The following is a 22,318-nucleotide window of genomic DNA, read 5'->3' as shown; positions in this document are numbered from 1 at the left end:
AATTAAATATGAATAAAGGTTGATGATATCATGGAAAATTACATGCTGGCTGTTTATGATGTATCCAATCCTTGCAATTATAGGTGCAACTATTGCAGAAACGATTGGAGTACTGAAAGTAATATAAAGCATTCAGAACTAAAAGACATAAAGAAAATCATAGACAAGATAGTTGAGCGTGGCTTTAAAACCATTAGTTATACAGGGGGAGAATTTTTTCTTATTCCCTTCTGGAAGGATATATTAATGTATGCTTCTGAAAAGGGTCTGTCTAATCAGGTAATTACTAATGCTTCATTAATCGAAGAGAAGGATATAGAATTTCTTGAGAGGCATTTAAAGCGAATTAGTGTGTCTTTTCATAGTGCGGACAAAAAGCAGTATAATAAAATTATGGGCATCACGGATAGCGGGCTCTTTAATAAAGTATTGAAGAACCTAAAGCTGATAGGGGAAAGCTGTATGGACTTGGGAATTTTCTTTTCTCCATTATGGGAAAATTATATGTCCTTTTTTCAAACGATTAAAATATTGAAGGACAAAGGCATACAAATAACCGATGTGAATCTTAATAGAATTCTTCCAGTAGGAAAAGCGGAGGGGTTTCTAAAAAAACCCCTTGGATATTTTGAACATGCCCTATTAATACAGCAGCTTGTACAGATAAATAATGAATTGGGAATTAATGCTTATGGCGAAGCCTACCCGCTATGTTTCCTAAATAATGTAATAGAAAATGAGGAAATCATAGAGAAAGTAAACAGATCATGTATTATAGGAAGAAAAGCATTAGCTTTGGATAGTAATGGAAATATAAAGCTTTGTCCATGCGCTGAAAAGCGAGTGGGAGCTTCTATTCTCGATACAGCAGAAGTATTGGATAAGAATAAATGTATCGAAGAATTTACAGAAGGTAGGTGGAGAAGTGAATACTGCAAGAATTGCAGCTACTGGGAGAACTGTTTGGGAGGGTGCCATGCTTCTCGGGGAGAAATGTTCTCTGATGACAGCCTTATCCTTGATGACGAAGTAGTATTTAAAGAAGGTATAAATAACGAGTTCTTTGACCTTTTAATAGACCTTTATAGACCATTTTTAGGCAATTCATTTAAAAAGGTACCCACAGCTTATACGATATTTTCAAAACACAAGTATAAGCATCCTATAGGGATTATTGCAATAAAAAACACAAAGACAAATGCAAACTTTATTGAAATCTCTTTAATTCCTCAGCTAAGGGGAGGATACTATTCTTTTATAGTATTAAGAAAACTCTTTTTACTTCATCCTGAATTAAAAAAAATTGGCTGGACTTCCCACAAAGCAAATATCCCTTCGATGAAGGTTCTGAAGAAGTTAAGAGGAGGCTTCTTTGAAAAAACAGTAACAAATAAAAATAGGATTGAGGCAGAGGGCTTTTTTAAAGTGGATGGTCAAGCTGTCTATAGTATGCAAAAAGCCCTTGATAAGCAAATTGAATTATCAGCACCTATGTACAATGGATGGTTGGAAGGTTATAAAACAAGGACTGAAGAGCTGGAAAAGTTAACCACATATTTGGAGGAATATAATGAGGGTAATTGATGTACACTGCCATATTCATCGACAGGGTTGGGTAAAAGTAAAAAAAAGCAATGACTTTATTATACGCAATTTTAATTATGAAGCTGATGAAGAGGTTATATTAGCCAATATGGAGGAAGGGAGTATTGCGAGTACTATAATATTTCCTCTGCCAAGTGTTGAGATTGATATTGAAGCGGGAAATAGATATGCTGTTGAGGCAGCTCGAAAACATACTGGTCGATTTATTCCATTTACTGTAGTAGATGATAAACCGCAGTATTGGGTTGAGCAGGGTGTTAAAGGTTTTAAGGAACATACCTTTGGACAGCGAATTCAGAAGGATTATGCTGGGAGGAATATATTTTCACAGCGATTTAAGAAAACTTATAGATTTATGGAAAAGCACGGACTTCCACTATTGCTACATGGGGGAGAGAACAAGATTGAAAGGCTCACCGATGACATGCTTAAAGATACTCCGAAGTTAACAATTATTTTGGCACACCTTGGGGCAGACTATCTGGTTCAAAATAAATACCTGCCTGAGATTAATCAAATCAGCAGTACTTTGGAAGCATTAAACAAATACCCTAATGTATATTACGATATTTCTACAATCACGGATGAAGAGATACTAAAAAGAGCACTTGAAATTGTGGGAGCCAAAAAGCTGCTTTTTGGCTCGGATTTTCCTTATGAAAAGCCAATTACAACTCTAAAAAGGTTTAATTCACTAGATTGTTTAACACAAGAAGACAGGGAACTTGTTCTGTATAAGAATATTGAAAAACTACTTAATCAGAATATGGGATGTATATGAATATGCAGAAAAGAGGAAGGTTTATATTTGACGAACGGCCTTTGAAGAAAATGGAATTGGATAGACTTATCAAGCTTAGTTATGCCTACCATGAGCAGATGTTGCAGTTATTTGAGGGGTATAGGGATAATGATTTTAAGCGGATTATAGATGTAGGGGCTGGGACAGGGCATACAACTGTGTTGCTTAAACAACTTTTTCCAGATGCAGAAGTAACATATTGTGATATGTCAGAAAATCTATTTGACTATTCAAGAAAACTGATACAAAGCCATGGACTGCAGGTGAACTTTACCAAGGATGACATACTAAATCCTGTTGATATCAAGGGGAAATATGACCTTGTATTCTGTAGATTTGCCCTAAAGCACATGTTTGACCCTATAGGAGCGGTAAAAAACATGGCTGATCTATTGAAGAAAAAAGGGGTAATGATACTGATAGACAAGGATGTGTCTTCCAACATATGGTTTCCTAAATTTCCATTATATAAATCATCCTACATGGATGCACTCAACAAATATAATCAACACACGCACAGGGGTGGGGATTCTTTTATAGGGAGAAAACTTCCATTTATACTTAAAAGCCTGAGTATGACTAATATACATACCAATATTATAGGCAAAAATATTGTGGAAGATGACAATAAAGTATATAGAGAAATTATGCTTGAGGTTTATAGAAATCTCGTTCCTGAATTAACTTCAGTAGGTTATATATCAGAACAAGATGCCCATGCAGATATTGATCAGTTGGAGAATTTTTTAAATACAGAAGGAAATGTGGCAATCATTTTTGATTTTATTGTAACGGGGGTAAAGAAGTGATTGAAGGTAACATTTTGAGAACAGTAATATCTCTTAGAAATATGATTGCAGAGATGAATAGGAAAAATATTGAGTTGAAGAGAATTACAAAGACATCTTCAATCTTATTGATGAGTGGGCTTTCGGCCAACTCAATACCTGAGCATATTGTCAAGCGATGTCTGGATGAACAACATGAGGATGGTGGTTGGGCAGGAATAGGGGATACTATATGGAATGCGTTTTTCTTAAAGCAGCTTGGCTACAGTAATTTCAAGGACAATATAAAACGTGCGTTGAATTTCATGGGCAATCATAGAAACAAGGAAGGTCTTTGGGGAAGATCAAACAGAGATATTAGCAGGATTCCAGTCAGCGGTCTGTATTTTTATTTATTGCCGGAAGCGGCAGAAAGTACAGAGTTAAGACTGCTGGAAGAACTCTGGTATGAGGAGTTCGGAGGCATTACCTATAAAGCTGCTTATACATTGATGGCATTTAAAAAAAAGGATTATATGCCTGTTAATCCCCAATTGATTGATGATACGGTGAAATGGCTTGTCGAAAACCAAGAGGCAGATGGAGGTTTTTCTCCATGGAAGGCCCACCCAGTAGACTCAGATGTTTTTTGCACAGCAATTGCAACCATTGGTCTTTTACAATATCGGGAAAGAGTAGATACGAAGGTTTTTAAAAGAAGTTATGAGTGGTTGCACAGAAATCAGTTGAAGAACGGGATATGGAAATATCATGAGATAGAGGATGGTACGTCCTGGGGATTGTATGCAATGGTACACTTGATTGACTATTTTAAAACTATTAAATGGAGAGTTTCAAATGGCTAATATTTTACTTATTTATCCTGAACCGGATGAGGTAAAAAGTGCAAGGTTTGGTTTTTCATTGGATCTTTTGTACCTTTCATCCATATTAAAAAAAGCTGGACACAAGATAGAATACAAGGACTATGCCGTTGAAAATTTCTGTGCACAGGGTTTAATAGAACAGCTTGAAAAGGCTGACGTGGTAGTAGTTGAACTTGACAGCTTTCCTTTGAAACGCAGTACAAATGTTTCCAAAGCCCGTCAAATGGTACAGCTTATAGGTGAATTAAAACTTTCTATTAAGATTGTGGCATTTGGTAAAGATTGCATATTGTTTCCTAGAAAGATGGAATATGTAGACTTCACCTTTGATTGTGAACCAGAACCGTCAATTTGTAACGTAGTCGATATGCTTGTAAATAGTACTTTGAATATGGATGAGATAGTGCTAAAGGATAAAGTGGTTTTGAAGCTTGACACATTACCTTTCCCTGATAGGTCTTTATTATCGGGATTTGCTGAGCATGGAGGTACAGTTAATAGAAAGCCTTTTCTAGCAAAATCCACTTTAGTACAAACAAGCCGGGGGTGTTTGAATAGTTGTATATTCTGTCAGAGACAGGGATGGAATACCCAGTATAGGTTTAGATCTATGGAAAATGTACTCAGTGAGTTTAGAGAGATTAGAGATAATAATTATATTAATATATGGGTGTCGGACGATAATTTTTCTTTTAATTTGCCTCGTGCAAAAGATATCCTTGAAGGGTTTGTCCATGAAGATTTAACCAAAGACATGAAACTAGCATTAAGCAGTTGGACTAAAATTGACGTAGAATTTTTGGATTTAGCCAAAAAGGCAGGAGTTTCATTAATCAGCTTTGGAATAGAGTCAGCTAACAACCATATTCTTGACTTTTATCAAAAAGATCTTGATTTAAGGCATGTTGAGATGTTAATCAGATATGCTGACAGTATTGGTATATATACAGTAGGCAACTTTATTATTGGTGCCCCAATGGAAACGGAGGAGAGCATAAATAATACTTTTGAGTATGCCTTGAATATTCCTTTTGATCAAGTAAATGTCAAGATTCTTGATTATATGGCAGGATCAAAATTGTATGAAAGCCTGGACAAAGAATATAAGGAAGACAAAAGGCATATTTTTGCATGCAAGGAAAACGGTCTTAATAATTTTCCATTAGCTTATTTAAAAGGAAAAATAGATAAATTTAATAAGATGTTTAACAGGCGAAAGGCTCCAAATTTCATTATGAAGCTTCGAAAATATGGTATGCCTTATAAGCTGCTTGAGACATAAAATAGCCTTTGCTGTTTCAGGTGTATGGAATAACTTCATAATTGGAATAAGATTATGAATAGGCTGTTAATACACTATGGGCTGTTAATACCTTTACAAATTGGGTAAACAGTTGTATAATATATCCAGAACATATGTTCTGGATATGAGCCAAGTGCATAGTCAAAACATGGTACCAGAGTTTTATGCGAGGGGGATATTTATATGGGGGGTACAGATAAGTTCTTTAAGAAAAAAAGAAAATGGTCTGTTATTAAAGATAGCATACTTGAGTGGTATCTTACTCCATATATTGCAAAAATTCTATCCACGCATAAACCTGTTGTTTTAGTGGATTGTTTTGCTGGTATGGGTAAGTTTGAAGATGGGTGTGATGGTTCGCCTTTGATTATAGCGAAAAAGATTCAATCAGTACTTGATGAAGATGCTTATACCGATATTCAAGGAGTTTTTATCGAGAAGAAATATGCAGAAGATTTAATGGGAAATCTTAAGGTTTATGCGAATTGTGAGGTAATTGAAGGAACGTTTGAGGAAAATTTTGAAAACATATTGAAACCTAACAGAAATATATTTTTGTATATAGATCCGTATGGAATCAAAAGCCTTGATTTCAAGCGTTTTGCCAAACTAAAGGATAGCGGATTCTATTCCTATGAAATGTTGATGAACTTTAACTCCTTTGGTTTCTTACGGGAAGGTTGCCGCCTTATGAAATATAAATATAATGTTGAATGTATTGGTTTTAATGATGATGATGAAGGACTTTATGAAGCGGAAAAATTGGATACTTCGGATGGTATAAAGTTACTAAATAGTATTGCTGATGGAGAATATTGGCGGGAAATTCTTACCAAGTATCATTTAAAACAATACGATATGTTCAAGGCTGAAGAAATTTTTGTGAATGAATATATAAAAAGATTGAAAGGTAAAAAAATATTTAAATATACCGTAAATATACCTATAAAGCTGAAAACCAAGAATATTCCTAAATATAGGTTGATTTTTGGTACTAATCACCATGAAGGGCTATTTCTTATGTGTAATAATATGAACAAACAGTGGAAACAAATATTAAACGATCAACGCAATGGGCAAATGGTTTTATTCGAGTATGACTATCCCGATAGAAGTATTTTTGGAGATTTTGACTTAAAAAAAGGAATAGTTTCCACATTAGAAGAGAGAGGATATTCTTTAAATCTAATTGATTTGTATTGCAAAGTCATAGAAAAATTTGGTATTGCATACTCTTTACCAGATTGTAGAGCTTCTTTGAAAGGTATGGAAGATGAAAGAACCATTGTAATAATCCGAAATCCTTCAAAAACAAGAACAGGAAGAGTTGCTACTGGGTTTGACTACACAAAATATAAAATTGAGGTGAGACGAATCCAATGAAAAAAGTTACAAAATACATATCAAGAAAAACGCTACTATATAAAACTGGTGTAGAGTATGGTGATTATACCATAAATCATGTGCAGGGGTGTTCCCATGGATGTAAATACCCATGCTATGCATTTTTAATGGCAAAACGGTTTGGTAAAGCACGCACATATGAGGAATGGATTGAACCCCAAGTGGTACACAATACACTATCTTTGTTGGAAGAGGAAATACCCAAATTAAAATCAAAAATTATATCAGTACATCTTTGTTTTACAACCGACCCATTTATGTTTGACTATCCTGAAATCAGCATGTTAAGCATGGATATAATAAAAATGCTTAATAGTGCAGGAATCAAATGTACTGCACTAACAAAAGGTTTACTTCCAAAAGAACTTACAGAATTAAGCAGAAGAAACGAGTATGGCATTACTCTTATTTCGTTAAATGAAGATTACAGGAAAGAATATGAGCCGAATTCAGCTACCTACCGACAGCGAATTGAAAGGCTATATTACCTGCATGAGAAAGGGTATAAAACCTGGGTAAGTATTGAGCCATACCCTACACCCAATATAGTAGATCAAAATTTTTCCGAAGTATTAAAATCGGTTACCTTTGTTGACAAAATAATTTTCGGGAGATTAAATTATAATCCTAAGGTTAGAGAGTATAAGGACTATAGGGCTTTCTACAATTTATTAAGCCAACAAGTAGTAGACTTTTGTCAGTTTAGGAATATAGAATATCATATTAAAAACGGTACGATGTCAGAGAAAGAAAGTAGAAATACAGCTGCAATATAGTTTTCTCCAAGTAAGACGACATGGATTGGTCTGTTTTTTTATTTGACGGCATAAAAATATTAAGATAGGTAAAAGGCTTAGTAGTTCAATTACTTGATATTTAACTCTGTTATGCTAAAATGTGGACATAATATATTGAAATTTATTAATCTAAGTATTTAAAAAATGTTAGGAGGTTGAAAATGGCAAAAGTAGTTTTGCTGTCAGGTAGCCCAAAAAAGAATGGTAATACAATGCAGATAATGGCGGAATGCGAAAAAGAAATTAAGGATCAAGGGTTGGAAACAGAGATTATATCTTTAGCAGGCAAAAAAATTGAGGCCTGTATAGCATGTGGCAAATGCAAGGATATCAAAAAGTGTGCTCTAAATGATGGATTAAATGATATTTTAGAAAAAGTTAGAGAGGCAGAAGGTTTTATTATAGGTGCTCCTGTATATTTTGGAACTGCAAGGGGTGACCTTATGAATACCATTCAAAGAATTGGCATGGTCTCCTATGGTACTGATAGGTTTTTATCATGGAAAGTTGGTGGTCCCATTGCAATAGCAAGACGTGGTGGTCTGTCGGCTACATATCAGGAGATGCTAATGTTCTATTTTATAAATGAGATGATAGTGCCAGGTTCTACCTATTGGAATATAGTTTTCGGCAAAGCACCTGGAGAGGCAATGGAAGATACCGAAGGAATAGAGACAACAAGAAGATTTGCTGGCAATGTGGCAAAGCTTATCAAAAAATTATCCTAAAAGGATTATAGTAACCCTGCCCATTAAGAAAACAGGCAGGGTTTTACTATTTCACTTTAAGCAATGCTCAGTATAATAGTATTTGCATTAAAATACTTACAATGATTTTAAAGGAAAAATTTAACTCTTGTTGAAACCAATATTAATAAACTGAAAATATATTTTCTGGAGGATAAGTAGTGAAAGCATCAGAGATAGCATCAAAGAATTTTTTAATACATTCTGGTAAAACACAACTTTCTGAATTGCTAGGATGTAATCAATTAGAGGGAAAAGATTTTATCCTTATAATAGATGAAGTAGAGATTAAAAAGGTGTTATCTATTAATACTATTTTAAGAGAATTGCTATTGGGACATGAAAACATATCACTTTCAGAGATATCAGGAGAAGCATTTGTATGTATAAACTCAGGAAAATTTGCATTAGATATACTAAATCTTGATGCTAACCTAGTAGTTGTAATAGAAGATAATAAACAACCGGTAGGAATTATAAATAACTTAAAAACCATCAAAAGATTTCAGGCAGTATCTAGTACGTATATTAAAGATATTTGTCATAAATTGTATATTTATGATAAAATACATGAATGCTTTGAAGAAGAAATATTCTTAAGCGATGACAATGGCAATATAGTCAAAATTAATCCAGAAGCTGAGAGAGTTATGGGAATTAGAGCAAGTGATGTTGTTGGAAAACATGTTAGTGAACTGGTAAATAATAAAATCCTTTCATCAAGTACAACAGTAGAGGTGTTAAAGCAGAAGAAAAAAGTCAACATGCTACAGACAGTAAGAGATGGAAGTATCAGACTTAGCACAGGTGTACCAATTTATGGAGAGGATAATAAAATACACTATGTTCTATGTACCTCTAAGGATGTAACAGAGCTTGTAGAGTTAAGAAAGAATGTTGAAGCAAATGAGATTACACTTGAACAGATTAATAAAAAGCTTGATTTATTACAAGAAGAAGTCTTTGCCCAAATTAATTTTATTTCAAAAAGTAAGGAAATGGATTATATTAAACAGACTATAAGAAAAGTTGTAAATATGGATTTAACGGTTCTTATTCTTGGGGAAACAGGTGTCGGTAAAGAGGTTGTTGCAAAGACAATCCATTATCTAAGTGATAGAAAGAATTCAAATTTTGTAAAAATAAATTGTGGTTTGATACCACGCAATTTATTAGATTCAGAGTTGTTTGGTTATGAAAGTGGTGCTTTTACCGGTGCAAATAAGGGTGGAAAAATTGGTAAAATTGAAATTGCGCATAATGGAACATTATTTTTGGATGAAATTGGTGAGATGCCATATGATCTACAGATTAAGTTGTTGGATGTATTGCAGGATAATCATATTGTTAGAGTAGGCGGTATTGAAAGAATTAAAGTTGATGCAAGAATTATAGCTGCAACGAATCGAGACTTACAACAAATGGTGAAGGAAGGGACGTTCCGTAAAGATTTATACTATAGGCTGAATATAATACCCATCAATGTTCCGCCTCTGAGAGAGAGATTAGAGGATTTACCATTGCTGGTTGAGTATTTTCTCAAGAAGATTAATACAAGATATCATATGAACAAAAAGCTTAATCCTTTGGTACTAAATGAATTTATTAAATACGATTGGCCTGGAAATGTAAGAGAGTTAGAGCATCTACTTGAAAGAATGGTTATCATGAGTGATTCCGATAATGTCTGCCCAAAGCATTTTGAAGATATTATTAATATAAATGCACCCATGTCTGGAAAAGTAATTTGTACGGATATAATTCCTTATAAATTGGCCAAGCGAGAATTAGAGAAACAACTGGTTATTAAAGCATATGAAATGTACAAATCCACTTACAAAGCTGCTAAGGCTCTGGAAATTGATCAATCAACAGTAGTGAAAATATTGCAAAAGCATAAATAGTAAAAAACTTTCCGTTAAAACCAATGATTATTTTCATTATGAACAATGACTATAATCATTGGTTTTTCTTATACGTTCCTACATTAATGAGAGAAGTTTAGATTAGTGATTAATTTTTTCATTATAGCCTCTTTAGTAATTACTCCTAGGATAGGCCTCCCATAGTTTTAATATTTTGAATATTTGGCATAATAATTGCTTAATAGGTATTTAACGTATTTATACTGTCTATGTAGGAGGTCAATATTATGAAAATTGGTGTGCCAAAAGAGATTAAAAATAATGAAAACAGGGTAGCTATTACTCCTGCTGGAGTAGAGACTCTTACGCGAAATATGTATACGATCTACGTTGAAACTAATGCTGGAACTGGTAAAAATGCTGCTAAAGTCGCAGTGGGAATGGGTGCAAGGGTTACAGCTATGGATATAAGTGCTGCAATATGCCTGGCGCTGTTGCAAGAACATCGACAATAGCCTTAACAAATGTAACCCTTCCATATGCATTAGATATAGCTACTAAAGGATGGATAGATGCAGTAAAGCAGGACCATACCCTGGCAAAGGGAGTAAATGTGGCTAATGGCAAAGTAACATATAAGGCAGTAGCTGAAGCTTTAGAAATTCAATATACTCCATTAACTGAAGTCCTGAATATGTTTTGAGAACTGGGCCAGTAATAAGTATCTAAGATATGTATTTCCCTGCAATAAACAATTTAATAAGTTGGGGACATTCCTCAGCCAAAGTATGTAGCTCCAAATTGAGGTATGTCGCCTCACATTAAAAGGAGGCAAGAAGAAATGGGGAAAATTCTTTCGAGAATGGGCGATGGTAGTATCTGCTTTTTAAGTGAGAAGGAACTCTGGAGTGATTTAGAAGAGGGGACAAAGGATGCAGCAGAACGTGGCAAGATTCCTCTCCTTACAGAGGATGAGCTAAAAAGACTGTATGAGATTTGTGCTTTCCCTCAAAAAGTTATAAGCGTTGAACATGGCAATGAAGTGGTTCATAGCTTTGATGCTGGCACCTTAAAGTTTCCTTTAAGGGGAGGGGTGCCGGTGGATAGATTGGGTACTGTGCTAACACACGAGAGAGCAATCTGCTCTGATACCATTGAAGTAGGCCATATTGATTATAGCTTTAAATCAGTAAAACCAATAGTTCATGAAGAACGACAGGTGATGGAGCAAATTCAATTAAACTCAACTATTCCAGTTTTCTACGGAGCCATGCCTAACCTAGGACTATATACCAAACCAGATGGTCCTGTGGATAATTGGAGCGAACTTTTACCTATGATGAAAATAAAAGAAGCACAAGTAGCTCAAGAGGAAGCAGTTGAGCATGCCGTTAAAGACATATTTTATGTGTCTAGTCTTATGCATGAGGCAGGGTCAGATGGTATAAACTTCGATACTGTAGGAGCCTCAGGAGACGGGGATTTTCTAGCAGCTCTTAAGGCCATAGAGAAACTAAAGAAAGAACATCCGGACATGGATATTGAAATTGGAATGGCAGGAGAGTTTGTAATGGGGATGCATGGAGATCTGTTTTATGATGATGTACGTCTAGCTGGATTATATCCACATAATCAAGTTAAGCTGGCAGAAAAAGCTGGAGCAAACGTGTTTGGTCCAGTTATAAATACTAACAGCAATAAAACAGTACCATGGAATATAGCTAGAGCTTGTACATTTGTTAAAGCGTGTTCAGAAACATCAAATATACCAATTCATCCTAATGCTGGCATGGGGGTGGGTGGTGTTCCCATGACAAGCACAGCCCCAGTAGATGCCATTTCTAGAGCATCTGTTTCACTGGTAGAAATAGGTAAAGCAGATGGATTGTAGATAGGTCATGGAGATACTTTTGGAATGGCTTTTCTTCATGAGTTGGCCACAGGAATGGGTGGAGTTCGTACTGCCGGAGATCTGGTAGCACGAGTTATGTCATCTAAGGCCATGAGGATTGGAGAAGCTAAAAAATACGTAGCAGACAAACTTAAGGTTTCTCTAATGGACCTTGCAGATTCTCAAATAATGAGAGAAGTTAGAGAAGATTTAAATATTGGTCATGTATTGGCAAGGCCTGGAGCTGCTATAGGTATGGAAGCTAAGATTCGCATAGAAAAGATACTGGACATTCATATTAACTCGGTATCTAGATTTAAGAAGAAAATAAAAGTAAATTAATTCTTGGAGGTGTTTCATGAATCAAGAAGATCTTATAAAAGAAGCAATTAGCTCTATAGTAGAGTGTGATGAAAAAAAAGCAATACAATTGGCTGAGTTTGTTATTAGTTCTGGTATAGATCCTATCCTTATTCTTAATGAAGGGTTTAGTGTAGGTATTAGAACGGTAGGAGATTTTTTTGAGAGAGGTGAGAAATTTCTTCCTCAACTAATTCAATCCGCAAGTATTATGCAGAAAACTACCAAAATATTAAATTTTGCTGTCCAAGATAATGACCCAAGCAGAAAGGTCGCTAAAATGCTCATTGCAACAGTTGAGGGCGATGTTCATGATATTGGGAAAAGTATAGTTATATCGCTTTTAAAAACCCAGGGAATAGAACTTATTGATTTGGGGCGTGATGTTCCAAATGCTAGGATAATAGAGGCTGCTTTAGATTATGATGTTCATATTATTGGGACTAGTGCATTACTTAGTACTACATTAATGAATCAAAAGACTTTAGAGGATCAATTACGAAAGAGAGGTGTTAGAGAACGATTTAAGACAATTGTGGGTGGAGCACCTGTAACCCAACGTTTTGCGGATAAAATTGGAGCTGATGCTTATGCTGAAGATGCTCCTGAAGCAGTTACTAAGGTAATGGATTTAATTAATGGGAAATAATCTTTTTACGGCTAGATTATTATACCTATGGGCCGTCTATGGAGGTGTTAATTATGGCAAGAAGGAATCTAAGAGCTGGAACTAATAGCTTAAATGGACTTGGGCTAAGCATTCTATCTGAGGATGACTTATTCGCAATTCATTGTGCTACATTGGATGTGTTATATCATACTGGAATTAAAGTTGGGAGCAAAGAAGCCCAAGACCTTTTTGAAGGCGGGGGTGCAAGTGTAGATCGTGACACCAAAATAGTTAAGCTTCCTTCATATCTTGTAGAGGATTGTATTCGTTCTACACCCAGTACTGTTCTCCTGGCTGGCAGGAATTCTAATAAAGACTTCATTATTGAAGGAGATCGAGTTGGTTTTGTGAACTTTGGTGAAGGTGTAAATGTAATAGATCCTTTTACCAAAGAGTATCGAAGAAGCACCAAGCAAGATGTTGCAAACGCAGCATTGTTAAGTGACTATTTGGAGGAGCTAGATATCAATTATCGAGCTGTAGCGGCGCAGGATGTTTCTCCAAAGGTGCAATCACTTCATAATGCGGAAGCCTTATTTTTAAATACATCAAAACATTTTTTCATAGGTGCTGATAGTGTGGAAAACTGCCATAAACTAATAGAAATGGCATCAGCAGTAGCGGGGGGCAAGAAACAGTTAAAAGAAAGACCAATTATTAGCTTTAATGTTTGTCCTACAAGTCCTCTTCAGCTCATACCTGATTGCAGTAACGTCATTATTGAAGGTGCCAGGGCAGGTATCCCTATTAACATTATATCCATGGCTTTAGCTGGTGCAACATCCCCAGTAACACTAGCAGGTACATTAGTAACTCATAATGCTGAGGTATTAAGTGCTATAGTCCTGAGCCAATTAGCCTGTAAGGGAGCACCTGTATTATATGGAAGCTCCACCACAATGATGGATCTTAAATATACTACTTCACCAGTAGGGGCTCCGGAATTAGGACTAATTAGTGCTGGAGTTGCAAGACTAGCTCAATACTACCTTCTCCCCAGTTTTGTTGCAGGTGGATAGGCTGACAGTAAGGTTCCTGATGCCCAATCTGCTCATGAGAAAACCATAACTGCGTTGTTAGCTGCCCAGGGTGGAGCTAATCTAATTTATGGTGCTGGCATGATTGAACTTGGAGTTACTTTTGATTTTGCTCAACTAGTTATGGACAACGAAATATTTAAAATGGTCAAGAGGGTTATAAAAGGAATTCCAGTAACCGATGAACTGTTGGCAATTGATGTGATCAAGCAGGTTGGTCCTGGTGGAGAATTCATTAGTCATGAGCATACTTATAAAAACTTTAAATCTGAGCAATCAAATACAAAGCTTATAGATAGAAGAGGAAGGGATGCATGGTTATTAGACGGGGGAAAAAACATGACTGACAGAGCTTACGAGGACGCACAATATATTCTCAATAATTATAAACCTGAAAAATTACCAGAAGCGGCGGCATTAAGAATTAGAGAAATAATTGCAGAGACAGAAATCGAGTATGGAGTAGTTAAATAATATGACTGTACTCATATACTTAATGGGATAAACGGAAAGGAGAATTAAAATGTCCTTTACTGTGTCAAAACTGAGAGTTGTTTCAAAAGGAGATTTATATCGAATACATGATGCTTCTATAAAAGTCTTAGAGGAAACGGGTGTAGTCTTTGAGTCTGAAAAAGCAAGAGAATTGTTTCAAAAGCATGGAGCCAAGGTCTCAGGAAAAGTAGTTCATATTCCTCAGGAGCTTGTTGAAAAATCAATTGCTGCTTGCCCTAAATCGTTTACTCAACATGGTAGAAATTCTGCAAATTCAATGGCTATTGGCACAATGCAAAAACAATTGGTTGCTTCTACACAAAATGGTTCGGTATATGTTCAGGATTTGGATCAAGGGCGCCGGAGAGGAACCCTGAAAGAATATGAAAAAATCACAAGACTTTGCCAGGCAAGTAATATTGTAAAAGTAGTTGGTGGTATTCCGGCTGAACCTAGTGATGTGAAACCTGAAGAAAGGCATTTAAAGTTAATTTATACCTTACTAAAGCATACAGATAAGCCGCTGCTTGGAGTAAATGGATCTAGTAAAGAAATAAGAGAAATGTTTGATATGGTTGAAATTGCAATGGGTAAAAGGGATTATTTGATTGATCATCCCATGATTGCAGTAGCAGTTGATCCTACAAGTCCCCTTAGATATGATAGTGAACCATGTGAAACAATAATCACATATGCAAGGCATGGCCAGCCCATCTATATCAATTCCTGTTCCTTGGCTGGGGCTACTGCACCTATTAGTTTGCTTGGAACTACTACGTTAATGAATGCAGAGATTCTTGCAGGACTGACTTTAATTCAATTAATTAATCCAGGAAATCCATTTGTATATGTAAGTGGTTCTACAGTAGCAGACATGAAAACTGCCAACTTTGTAACTGGGTCTCCTGAGGGATACTTAATTGTAATTGCAGGACTCCAAATGGCGATGGATCTATATGCAATTCCAAGTAGAGCCATGGCTGGAACAACAGATGCAAAAGTTCCAGATTGTCAAGCAGGATATGAAACCATGCAGAATCTATTTATGTGTTTGCTAGCAGGGGCGCACTTTATTAATTGCAGCTTGGGATGTCTAGACGCAATTATGACTACATCCTATGAAAAATTTATTATAGATGAGGAGATGATAAGTAGAGTTCTTAGAGTGACAAGGGGCATAGATTCCTTTGATAAAGAGACTTTTGTTGATGTAATTCAAGATGTTGGTCATTCTGGTGGCTATTTAACCCATCCAACAACTTTTGCACATTTTAGGGATAGATGGCAGCCAACAGTTTCCTATTGGGATACTTACGAGAAGTGGCTAGAGAAAGGTTCAGAAGACGTGGTTGCAAGAGCGAATAGAAAGTATAAGCAGGTACTGGAGGCTTCTCCTGAATCATTAATTGACATAGCTTTGGAAAAGGAACTGTTAAATTACATGAAATTTATCAATAAATAAGTTCAAAAATATTCAACGTCGGCATTTTTTCAGAAAAAAGCAAATACTTAGTTTGTTTCTGGAAACATTAAGGTAAGTAGGTATTACAAATAAAGATGAATGGAGGAATTGATATGAAGAGTGAGAAACAAATTGACCCCAAAATATTTTGGCCAGCAATAATAGTTGTTTTAGGGTTGAGTATTCCATTAGCTGTTTTTCCAGAGGCAGGATCAAGGGCTGTCAACATTGCTCTAGGATTTATTACTGCTAAATTTGGATGGCTCTTTCTATTATTCTGCATGGGATGTTTTGGTATCTTAATGTGGTTGGCCTTTGGAAAGTATGGCAATGTCAAGTTAGGTGGACCTAAAGATGAACCGGAATTTTCTACCATAAGTTGGATTGCCATGTTGTTTTGTGCAGGAATCGGTATTGGAATCATGCTTTGGTCCTTTGTTGAACCAATTTACTACCTTGGTGGACCACCACTAGGAATTGAACCCCATTCAGCTATGGCTGCGGAATGGGCCCACATGTATGGTCAGTTTCACTGGGGTTTTAGTGCATGGGCCATATATGCAATTGCTTCAGTACCAATAGCATATGCTATATATGTACGTAAGGCACCTCATTTAAGAATGAGTGATGCTAGCAAAGGATTGATAGGAAAACATGCCGATGGGCCCTTTGGTACTCTAATTGATGTATTAATGATGTTTGGCATTGTTGGTGGGGTAGGAACCTCTTTAGGTTTAGCTGTCCCCTTGGTAGCTTCACTATTTGGGGAGTTATTTGGAATACCTGATAGTTTCCTATTGAAAATTGCAATCTTAGCCATTTGGACCTTGATATTTGGTGGAAGTGTGTATAGGGGTCTAAGTAAGGGTATAAAAGTATTAAGTAATTTTAATCTAATTCTTGCTTTAGCATTTGCGGGATTTATACTTTTTGTTGGACCAACTGTGTTTATACTATCTATGTGGACCAATAGCTTTGGAATAATGTTAGATAACTTTTTCCGGATGAGTTTTTGGTTAGATCCAGTATTAAAGGGCGGTTTTCCGGAAGGCTGGACAGTTTTCTATTGGGCCTGGTGGATAGCTTATGCTCCTATGATGGGCCTGTTTGTTGCTAGAATTTCCAAAGGTCGTACAATTAAACAATTGGTAATAGCTGAATGCCTATGGGGAACCATTGGATGTTGGATACCATTTGCCATATTTGGAGGCTACGCTTTGTTCATAGATATTAATGGAATCGTTCCTGTTTCTCAGATACTTGGTGAAGGTGGTCAGGCAGCTGCCATTATTGCAACCTTAAATTCATTGCCCCTGAGTAAGCTGGTTGTTCTGGTGTATACTGTTTTATGTTTCATTTTCCTTGCTACTACTTTAGATTCTTCAGCCTATGTTTTAGCTTCGGCATGTTCTAAAAAACTTGGCGGTGATGAAGAACCAGCCCGTTGGAATAGAGTTGTCTGGGCGTTGGTTTTAGCTGTTGTTGGTACAGGACTATTAGCTGTCGGCGGGCTAAATGCAGTACAAACATCAACTGTAGTTGTTGCTCTTCCTTTGGTGCCTGTATTGATTATTATGATAGTTTCACTATTAAAATGGTTGAAAGAGGATTACGGCGAAATACTTAAGCCAGAGATTCATGCCATAGATTATAAGCCAAAGGAAGTAATAAATGAGGTTGATTCAAAAAATAATCAAATTAATGTGTAACCTTTAAAATAGCATACCAACAGAGCAATAATAATGTGGACCTAAAGGGTAAACTCATCAGGCATAATTTTTGCAAAAAAGTAAATTATTCAAAAACAGGGAGGAAGCCAGGTGAAAACCTATACTTCTTTAGAAATAAGTGCTATTAAACAAGCAGATCTGCAATATTATCTTCATCCTACATCCAGTATATCTATTCTTGAAAAAAGAGGACCAAAAGTAATAACAAGAGGAAAGGGTTGCAAAGTGTATGATATAGAAGGTAAAGAATATATCGATGGCACCTCTGCTCTATGGTTTAATTCTATTGGTCATGGAAGGTCAGAAATTGCAGAGGTAGCTAAAGAACAAATAGAAACTCTAGAAGCTTATCATGGATTTAATGAGTTCTCAAACATACCTGCTATTACATTGGCTGCAAAGGTGGCAGAGCTTGTACCAATTAGCAATCCCAAGGTGTTTTTTACTTCAAGCGGATCTGAAAGCAACGATTCAATATTTAAAATAGTAAGATTTTATTGGTATTCTAAGGGAATAGATAGTAAGGACTATATTATTTCAAGAAATTTAGCTTATCATGGAGTTACATGCGGTGCTGTTCAAGCCACACATCTTCCTAAATTTCATGAAGGTTTTGATCCTTTGTTACCAGCATTTGATATGATTGACGCACCATACTGCTATCTATGTCCTTGGAAAAAGAAGTACCCAGGCTGTAAATTAGAATGTGCTCATGCATTAGAAGAAAAGATTTTAGAACTTGGATCAGATAATGTAGGGGCGTTTATTGCAGAACCTGTCATGGGGACAGGTGGAGTTATTGTACCTCCACCAGGATACTATCAAATAATTAGAGAAATATGTAATGAACATAATGTATTGTTTATAGCTGATGAGGTCATTACTGCTTTTGGTAGAACAGGGGGCAGTTTGTTTGGGATAGAACATTGGCAGGATGTAACACCTGATATTATGACCATTGCCAAAGGAATAACAAGTGGGTATGTTCCCCTAGGAGCTGCAGTAATCTCTGACGAAATATTCCAAGCTATTAGAAGGAAAGAAAAATTGTTTCATGGTTTTACTTACAGTGGCCATGCATTAGCCTGTCAAGTAGGGCTCAAAAATATAGAAATAATCCTAAGAGAAAATTTAAAAGACAATAGCAAAATTATGGGCCAAAGATTAATGGCTGGTTTAAGTGCACTAAACTTAGATGCTATAGGAGAGGTGAGAGGAAAGGGACTAATGGTGGGTATAGAACTTGTTAGTGATCGTTCAACCAAAGAAAAGTTCCAAAATCCATTGGCTGTTAGGGTAGTTGAAATAGCATATGAAAATGGCTTAATTAGTAGACCACTTAATGGAGACATACTTCAGTTATCTCCAGCATTAGTTATCAGTGAGGCTGAGGTTGATAAAATAGTTGAAATATTAGGTGATGCTATAGCCAAGGCTTACAGAGAAAGAAGCTGATAGACTAACCATAAAACCTTATGAGGGAAGTGATTACAATTGGAGAAAGTACTTAGGGTTGACCTAAAAAATCAAGAAGTTAAATGGCAAGAAGAATCTAATGAGTTTGAGTACTATTGGGGACGAGGGTATATAGCAGCTGTAGTTAACAATGAGGTCAATCCTACGTGTGAACCATTGGGGCCAAATAATAAACTAATCTTTGCTAGAGGACCGTTAGCAGGCTCATCTGTTCCTTGTTCTGGCAGGCTATCCATTGGTGGCAAAAGCCCTCTAACAGGGGGTATAAAGGAAGCAAATGCTGGTGGAACCATGGGTCATAGTCTTGGGAAGCTTGGCATAAAGGCCATTATACTAGAAAACAGAATTATGGATGAGGACGTATATGTTTTACGCATAAGTAAAAATAATGCTCAATTATTGAAAGCTCCAGAACTGAAAAAATTGACAACAAGTAAAGCTACTGTAAAACTGTATGAACGTTTTGGTAAAAATCTATCATTAGCTGTAATAGGCCCTAGTGGAGAAATGTGCCTTTTAGCAGCTGGAATTGCCGTGACAGATATGGAAGGACGGCCGTCTCGCTTTGCGGGTAGGGGTGGTTTGGGAGCAGTAATGGGTTCTAAGGGGTTGAAAGCTATTGTAATAGATAATACCGATTCTTCTGTGAAAAAACCAGTATACTCACATAGATTTAATGAGCAAAACAAAAGCTTTGTGAACATGCTAAGGGAAAACCCTCAAACCTCAAAAATTTACACCGAGTATAGTACTGCAGCTGCATTATCGGTGATAAATGCTTTAGGGGCCTTGCCAACCAAAAACTTTAGGCTAGGTCAATTTGATCTTGCCGATAGAATAAATGGTGATGCACTTCATGACATAATAATTAAACGGGGAGGCTCAGGCAATATATCTCATGCTTGTATGCCTGGTTGCACCATAAAGTGTTCGAATATCTTTGCTGATGAAAGTGGTAAAGAGGTTGTTGCTCCATTAGAGTTCGAAACATTAGGTTTAGTTGGCTCAAATCTCTGCATTGGAAGCTTGGACGAAATTGCAGTAATTAATGCTAAGTTAAATGAGCTTGGGTTAGACACTATAGAAACTGGGGCAGCCTTTGGACTTCTTATGGAGGCAGGTGTAATTCCCTTTGGAGATTCAAAGGGAGTTATGAAACTTCTAAGTGAAGTAGAAAATGAAACAATCTTAGGCAGGCTAGTGGGAAGTGGTGCATTGTTGGTGGGGCGTGTTATGGGGCTATCAAGGATACCAGTAGTAAAGGGGCAGGCGATGCCTGCATATGACCCAAGAGCTATTAAAGGAACGGGAGTAACTTTTGCAACCTCCCCAATGGGTGCAGATCATACTGCAGGACATACATTAAGAGCTCCAGTTAATCATTTAGATCCTGAGGGGCAAGTTAGGATAGCCGAAAGTAATCAAATAAACATGGCAGGTGTTGATAATTTAGGACAGTGCATGATGGTAGGACCTGCCCTTGGAGGAAAATTTGCTATTTTGATAGGCTTGCTAAATGCTTTTTATGGATGGGAGCTTGACAACAACTTTGTGGCAACTATGGGAAGAAAAATATTACACCTTGAAAAGCAATTTAATCTAAATGCTGGGATAACCAATGTTCATGATAAACTGCCTGAATTTGTTTATTATGAACCGTTGGACCCACATAATAGTGTTTTTGATGTTAGTGAGAATGAAATAAAAAGTATATTTAGCGCCAACGGGATGGAATAAAATGCAAGCAAAAGAAATACAAAAGCCGCAGATTTTTATAACTCTGCGGCTGTAACTATACTAATTATTTTCTTTTGACTGCAAAATATCATATACTTGAGCTACGTCTTTATCACCTCTACCTGATAGGTTAATGATAATAATCTGATCGCTATCAAGGGTTGGTGCAAGCTTAATTGCATATGCTATTGCATGAGCACTTTCTAAGGCAGGAATAATTCCTTCAACCTTGGACAGTTCCTGAAAAGCATTTAATGCTTCGTCATCAGTAACAGAAACATAATTAGCTCTGCCGGATTCCTTCAAGTGACTGTGTTCTGGTCCTACTCCAGGGTAGTCAAGACCAGCAGCTACTGAGTGGGTTGGAAGAGGTTTTCCTTCTTCATCACAAAGCACGTGGCATTTAAAGCCGTGAATCATTCCTGGTTTTCCTACGGATAATGGTGCGGCATGCCTACCTGTGGAAATACCATGACCACCAGGTTCAACACCAATTATTTTTACATTTTCATCAGCGATAAAACCGGAAAATAATCCTATAGCATTACTACCGCCACCAACACATGCCATAACATAGTCAGGTAGACGACCTGCTTGCTGAATAACTTGTTCCCTAGCCTCTCGTCCAATAATAGATTGAAAATATCTTACAATCATAGGATATGGGTGTGGTCCCACAACAGATCCCAGCATGTAATACGTATGATCATAGTTTTCTATAAGGTCGTTTAGTGCTTCATCCACAGCATCCTTTAAAGTTCTTGTGCCTGATTTTACGGCATTAACCTTTGCCCCCAAAAGCTGCATTCTGTATACATTAAGTGCCTGTCTTTTGGTATCTTCTTCACCCATATAGATGATACATTCCATGTCGAACAATGCTGCCGCAGTCGCAGTTGCTACACCATGCTGACCGGCACCAGTTTCTGCAATAACCCTCTTTAAGCCCATCTGCTTAGCAAGAAGTACTTGTCCAATTGTATTATTGATTTTGTGGGAGCCCGTGTGGTTTAAATCCTCTCTTTTTAAAAAGATTTTGCCACCACCAAGCTTTTCGGACAATTTCTTAGCATAAAATAATGGGTTCGGCCTTCCAATATACTGCTGATACTGATAATCCAGCTCCTTCATAAACTCGGGTTCTTGGATACACTCATAAAACTGCTTTTCCAAGGTATCCAATACTTTCTGCAGTTGAGGTGGTACAAAACTACCCCCAAAATCACCAAAATAACCTTTTTCATTAACTAAACTCTTCATAAACTCGTCTCCTCTCAGCTATTA

21 protein-coding genes are annotated in these 22,318 nt (G+C 36.5%); 20 read left to right on the top strand and 1 reads right to left on the bottom strand.

Going from position 1 to position 22,318, the window contains the following annotated elements:
• Positions 1 to 30: 30 nt before the first annotated feature.
• The 20 genes from APF76_10935 to APF76_10840 all read left to right on the top strand — a co-directional run bounded on the left by APF76_10935 (position 31) and on the right by APF76_10840 (position 21,034).
• Positions 31 to 1,584, top strand: coding sequence for a hypothetical protein (locus tag APF76_10935; protein KUO50220.1), 1,554 nt, complete (start codon positions 31 to 33; stop codon positions 1,582 to 1,584).
• Positions 1,571 to 2,386 carry a hypothetical protein gene (locus tag APF76_10930; GenBank protein ID KUO50219.1) on the top strand — a complete coding sequence of 272 codons (816 nt, stop codon included), beginning with the start codon at positions 1,571 to 1,573 and terminating at the stop codon, positions 2,384 to 2,386. Before APF76_10935 ends, APF76_10930 begins: the two co-directional genes overlap by 14 nt.
• 2 nt (positions 2,387 to 2,388) lie before the next feature.
• Positions 2,389 to 3,216 carry a hypothetical protein gene (locus tag APF76_10925; protein ID KUO50218.1) on the top strand — a complete coding sequence of 276 codons (828 nt, stop codon included), beginning with the start codon at positions 2,389 to 2,391 and terminating at the stop codon, positions 3,214 to 3,216.
• Positions 3,213 to 4,040 (top strand): hypothetical protein, encoded by an 828-nt coding sequence (locus tag APF76_10920; protein KUO50217.1) that lies wholly within the window; start codon positions 3,213 to 3,215, stop codon positions 4,038 to 4,040. The genes APF76_10925 and APF76_10920 overlap by 4 nt, the downstream gene beginning before the upstream one ends.
• Positions 4,033 to 5,343, top strand: a complete 1,311-nt coding sequence (locus APF76_10915; protein KUO50216.1) for a hypothetical protein — start codon at positions 4,033 to 4,035, stop codon at positions 5,341 to 5,343. The genes APF76_10920 and APF76_10915 overlap by 8 nt, the downstream gene beginning before the upstream one ends.
• Positions 5,344 to 5,547: 204 nt before the next feature.
• Positions 5,548 to 6,747 (top strand): hypothetical protein, encoded by a 1,200-nt coding sequence (locus APF76_10910; protein KUO50215.1) that lies wholly within the window; start codon positions 5,548 to 5,550, stop codon positions 6,745 to 6,747.
• Positions 6,744 to 7,544, top strand: a complete 801-nt coding sequence (locus APF76_10905) for a radical SAM protein (protein ID KUO50214.1) — start codon at positions 6,744 to 6,746, stop codon at positions 7,542 to 7,544. Before APF76_10910 ends, APF76_10905 begins: the two co-directional genes overlap by 4 nt.
• Before the next feature lie 182 nt (positions 7,545 to 7,726).
• Positions 7,727 to 8,293, top strand: a complete 567-nt coding sequence (locus APF76_10900) for an FMN reductase (GenBank protein KUO50213.1) — start codon at positions 7,727 to 7,729, stop codon at positions 8,291 to 8,293.
• A gap of 179 nt (positions 8,294 to 8,472) precedes the next feature.
• Positions 8,473 to 10,215: a hypothetical protein gene (locus tag APF76_10895; protein ID KUO50212.1), complete on the top strand. Its 1,743-nt coding sequence runs from the start codon at positions 8,473 to 8,475 to the stop codon at positions 10,213 to 10,215.
• Positions 10,216 to 10,463: 248 nt separating this feature from the next.
• Entirely contained in the window at positions 10,464 to 10,691 is a 228-nt protein-coding gene (locus APF76_10890; protein KUO50211.1) for a hypothetical protein, read from the top strand.
• Positions 10,658 to 10,879, top strand: a complete 222-nt coding sequence (locus APF76_10885) for a hypothetical protein (protein ID KUO50210.1) — start codon at positions 10,658 to 10,660, stop codon at positions 10,877 to 10,879. The genes APF76_10890 and APF76_10885 overlap by 34 nt, the downstream gene beginning before the upstream one ends.
• A gap of 138 nt (positions 10,880 to 11,017) precedes the next feature.
• A complete protein-coding gene (locus tag APF76_10880) occupies positions 11,018 to 12,067 on the top strand; it encodes a dimethylamine methyltransferase (GenBank protein ID KUO50209.1) in 1,050 nt (349 codons plus the stop codon).
• 24 nt (positions 12,068 to 12,091) lie between these two features.
• Entirely contained in the window at positions 12,092 to 12,409 is a 318-nt protein-coding gene (locus APF76_10875) for a dimethylamine methyltransferase (GenBank protein ID KUO50208.1), read from the top strand.
• 16 nt (positions 12,410 to 12,425) lie between these two features.
• A complete protein-coding gene (locus tag APF76_10870; protein ID KUO50207.1) occupies positions 12,426 to 13,076 on the top strand; it encodes a dimethylamine corrinoid protein 3 in 651 nt (216 codons plus the stop codon).
• 53 nt (positions 13,077 to 13,129) lie between these two features.
• Positions 13,130 to 14,116, top strand: a complete 987-nt coding sequence (locus APF76_10865) for a trimethylamine methyltransferase (GenBank protein KUO50206.1) — start codon at positions 13,130 to 13,132, stop codon at positions 14,114 to 14,116.
• 99 nt (positions 14,117 to 14,215) lie between these two features.
• Positions 14,216 to 14,608 (top strand): trimethylamine methyltransferase, encoded by a 393-nt coding sequence (locus APF76_10860; GenBank protein ID KUO50383.1) that lies wholly within the window; start codon positions 14,216 to 14,218, stop codon positions 14,606 to 14,608.
• Positions 14,609 to 14,657: 49 nt separating this feature from the next.
• Entirely contained in the window at positions 14,658 to 16,091 is a 1,434-nt protein-coding gene (locus APF76_10855; protein KUO50205.1) for a trimethylamine--corrinoid methyltransferase, read from the top strand.
• 113 nt (positions 16,092 to 16,204) lie between these two features.
• Positions 16,205 to 17,800, top strand: coding sequence for a choline transporter (locus APF76_10850; protein ID KUO50204.1), 1,596 nt, complete (start codon positions 16,205 to 16,207; stop codon positions 17,798 to 17,800).
• A gap of 111 nt (positions 17,801 to 17,911) precedes the next feature.
• Positions 17,912 to 19,276: an acetylornithine aminotransferase gene (locus APF76_10845; GenBank protein KUO50203.1), complete on the top strand. Its 1,365-nt coding sequence runs from the start codon at positions 17,912 to 17,914 to the stop codon at positions 19,274 to 19,276.
• Between the two features lie 39 nt (positions 19,277 to 19,315).
• On the top strand, positions 19,316 to 21,034 hold the full coding sequence (locus APF76_10840) for a hypothetical protein (GenBank protein ID KUO50202.1): 1,719 nt from the start codon (positions 19,316 to 19,318) through the stop codon (positions 21,032 to 21,034).
• 60 nt (positions 21,035 to 21,094) lie between these two features.
• Here the strand turns inward: APF76_10840 and APF76_10835 are convergent, their stop codons facing one another.
• Complete coding sequence (locus APF76_10835; protein KUO50201.1) at positions 21,095 to 22,294, bottom strand: tryptophan synthase subunit beta; 1,200 nt, start codon at positions 22,292 to 22,294, stop codon at positions 21,095 to 21,097.
• Positions 22,295 to 22,318: the final 24 nt, after the last annotated feature.

Origin of the sequence: Desulfitibacter sp. BRH_c19 (assembly GCA_001515945.1) — a bacterium.
Lineage (GTDB): Bacteria > Bacillota > DSM-16504 > Desulfitibacterales > Desulfitibacteraceae > Desulfitibacter.
This window is presented reverse-complemented; position numbering and strand designations above follow the sequence as displayed.

Bases quoted from the DNA above. Each gene is read 5' to 3' on its own strand.
- APF76_10880 (KUO50209.1), top strand. From the start codon at position 11,018: ATGGGGAAAATTCTTTCGAGAATGGGCGATGGTAGTATCTGCTTTTTA.
- APF76_10855 (KUO50205.1), top strand. From the start codon at position 14,658: ATGTCCTTTACTGTGTCAAAACTGAGAGTTGTTTCAAAAGGAGATTTA.
- APF76_10885 (KUO50210.1), top strand. From the start codon at position 10,658: ATGCCTGGCGCTGTTGCAAGAACATCGACAATAGCCTTAACAAATGTA.
- APF76_10890 (KUO50211.1), top strand. From the start codon at position 10,464: ATGAAAATTGGTGTGCCAAAAGAGATTAAAAATAATGAAAACAGGGTA.
- APF76_10865 (KUO50206.1), top strand. From the start codon at position 13,130: ATGGCAAGAAGGAATCTAAGAGCTGGAACTAATAGCTTAAATGGACTT.
- APF76_10930 (KUO50219.1), top strand. From the start codon at position 1,571: ATGAGGGTAATTGATGTACACTGCCATATTCATCGACAGGGTTGGGTA.
- APF76_10925 (KUO50218.1), top strand. From the start codon at position 2,389: ATGCAGAAAAGAGGAAGGTTTATATTTGACGAACGGCCTTTGAAGAAA.
- APF76_10910 (KUO50215.1), top strand. From the start codon at position 5,548: ATGGGGGGTACAGATAAGTTCTTTAAGAAAAAAAGAAAATGGTCTGTT.
- APF76_10915 (KUO50216.1), top strand. From the start codon at position 4,033: ATGGCTAATATTTTACTTATTTATCCTGAACCGGATGAGGTAAAAAGT.
- APF76_10860 (KUO50383.1), top strand. From the start codon at position 14,216: ATGATTGAACTTGGAGTTACTTTTGATTTTGCTCAACTAGTTATGGAC.
- APF76_10875 (KUO50208.1), top strand. From the start codon at position 12,092: ATGGCTTTTCTTCATGAGTTGGCCACAGGAATGGGTGGAGTTCGTACT.
- APF76_10900 (KUO50213.1), top strand. From the start codon at position 7,727: ATGGCAAAAGTAGTTTTGCTGTCAGGTAGCCCAAAAAAGAATGGTAAT.
- APF76_10870 (KUO50207.1), top strand. From the start codon at position 12,426: ATGAATCAAGAAGATCTTATAAAAGAAGCAATTAGCTCTATAGTAGAG.
- APF76_10935 (KUO50220.1), top strand. From the start codon at position 31: ATGGAAAATTACATGCTGGCTGTTTATGATGTATCCAATCCTTGCAAT.
- APF76_10905 (KUO50214.1), top strand. From the start codon at position 6,744: ATGAAAAAAGTTACAAAATACATATCAAGAAAAACGCTACTATATAAA.
- APF76_10850 (KUO50204.1), top strand. From the start codon at position 16,205: ATGAAGAGTGAGAAACAAATTGACCCCAAAATATTTTGGCCAGCAATA.
- APF76_10835 (KUO50201.1), bottom strand. From the start codon at position 22,294: ATGAAGAGTTTAGTTAATGAAAAAGGTTATTTTGGTGATTTTGGGGGT.